The sequence below is a fragment of the Streptomyces sp. 8K308 genome (assembly GCF_004348315.1).
GTDB lineage: Bacteria > Actinomycetota > Actinomycetes > Streptomycetales > Streptomycetaceae > Streptomyces.
Genome location: NZ_SMKC01000570.1, coordinates 1 through 2,135 on the forward strand (window position 1 = coordinate 1; position 2,135 = coordinate 2,135).

1 protein-coding gene is annotated in these 2,135 nt (G+C 70.4%); it reads right to left on the bottom strand.

The annotated features are described in order from the left end of the window. Nucleotides 1–2,135 (bottom strand): DUF6531 domain-containing protein (locus E1265_RS35755; RefSeq protein WP_132935104.1); only part of this gene is annotated, 2,135 nt, incomplete at both ends.

Genomic DNA, 2,135 nt, shown 5'->3' on the forward strand with positions numbered 1-2,135 from the left:
CCCCAGCGCGTCGTAGGTGTGGTGGGTGGTGGCGCCGTTGCTGGTCTCGCTCAGCACCCTCCCCAACGCGTCCCGACGGTAGACGACCTCGGCGTCCGGCCCGGCGGCCCGGACGACGCGTCCGAGCGGGTCGAGGGAGAACGTGGTGGGCCGGCCGTCGACGCGCTTCTCCGACATGCCTCCGTTGGCGTCGTAGCAGAAGGTGACGCTCTGCCCCGCGGCGTTGGAACGGGATATGAGTTGCCCTGCCGCGTCGAAGGAGTAGCTGGTGACACGCCCGTCGAAGTCCTTCTCCGCGACGAGACGGCCGGCCTGATCACGGGTGTAATCCCAGGTGAGCCCGTCCGGGTTGGTGACGCGGACGACGCGCAGCTCCGTGTCGTGCGCGATCGTGTAGCGGGCGCCATCCGGGCGGACCTCCGCCGTGGGCAGGTCGAACGGGCCGTACGCATAGCGCGTGGTGTGCCCGCTCTCGTCAGTCCGGCTGAGGCAGTTGCCCTCGGCGTCCCAGGTCCAGTGGTGGGTGCCGCCCAACGGGTCGGTGCGGCGCAGCGGCGAGCCCTCGATCGTCCACTCCATGCGGTAGGTGGCGTCGGTGGGATCGGTGACGGCGACAGGGCGGCCGAACGTGTCGCGCTGGTACCTGACCGACCTGCCCAGCGGGTCCGTCTCGGCGACCGGCAGTCCGGCGGCGTCGGGTTGGAACCGGGTGGTGTTGCCGAGCGCGTCGGTCGCCGAGGTCAGCCTGCCACGGGAGTCATAGGTGTAGCGGGAGACGGCACCGCAGGGGTCCGTGACGGACAGCAGGTTCCCCCGTTCGTCGAACTCCTGCCGCCAAATCGTGCCGTCCGCCTCCACGACCTGGGTCTGCTGCCCGAACTCGTTGTAGGCGACCCGGAGCTCGTGGCCGTCAGGCCGGGTGAGGAGCACGAGGTCGCCCTGTTCGTCGTACTCGAAGGTGGTGGTCCTGCCGAGCGGGTCGGTGACGGTCAGCGGGCGGTCGTAGCGATCGAAGGTGCGGTGGATGTGGTGGCCCAACGGGTTTGTCTCGACGACGGGTTGGAAGGAGTCGTTGAACTCGTAGACCGTCGTGCGACCCAGTGAGTCGGTGAAGAGGGTGCGACGGGTCTCGGCGTCGTAGCTGATGCTGCTGGCGAGTACGCCTTCGGTGCCCTCGGTGCGTACGCAGCGCCCCTCCTCGTCGTAGGCGTAGCGGTACCAGGTGCCGTTGCGGTCCTCCCAGCCCGTGACGCGCCGTCTGTCGTCGTAGAACAGCCGCAACGGAAGACCGGACGAGTTGTAGACCTCGGAGAGATTGCCCTGGTCGTACGCGAAACGGCGCAGTACGGGCCGGCCCGGCGCGCTCAGCAGCCGCAGTTCGGTGACGCGGCCGTCCTGGACGGTGATCCCGATGTGGTACCCGGCGTCGTGGATGAGGCCTGACGGGGTGCCGGCCTCGTCGTACTCGACGCGGATCCGGTTTCCGTTGCGGTCCGATATGGCGGTCAGCGGCAGCTCTCCGCCCCGCCGACCGGCGACCGGCGCGAACGTCAGGGTGCGCCCGGTCTCACGTTGCCGCACGGTGAGCGGGCCGCCAGGTTCGCTCTCCCAGGCCAGGGCCCAGCGGGGGCCCTCGACGGCCATGACCGACGTGTCGGGCAGCGGACGCGGGTAGTACAGCAGCATCCCGTCCTCGGCACACAGCCGGACGCCGTCCGGGTCGAGGACGAGGCGCTGGTCGAGGGTCGAGGACCAGGAGGGTCCGAACCAGGTGCCCGAGCGGACCGACGTCCGGTAGTGGCGCTCCAGGACCAGCGGCAGTATCCCGGGCAGGTACACGTCGGTCGCCGACATGACCACCTCACCGGTGCCCATGTCGATGGGGTCGGCTCGGGTGAAGAGACCACGCATCGAACGGCCGCCGCTCCGCACGCCCTCACCGAGCCCGCGCGCGCCAAGGGCCATGCCCCGGAGCCCCGTCGACCCGAGAGCCCGCATGCCGGCGGCCAGTCCGCCGAGGGTGGTGAGGCCCTTCATGCCGGGGATGCAGTCGAGGGCGGCGAAGGCGACGTCCCACAGCGAAGCGCGGCCGTTGGCGTAGTCGTAGAGGGTGTCGGCGAGGACGACGAGGGCGG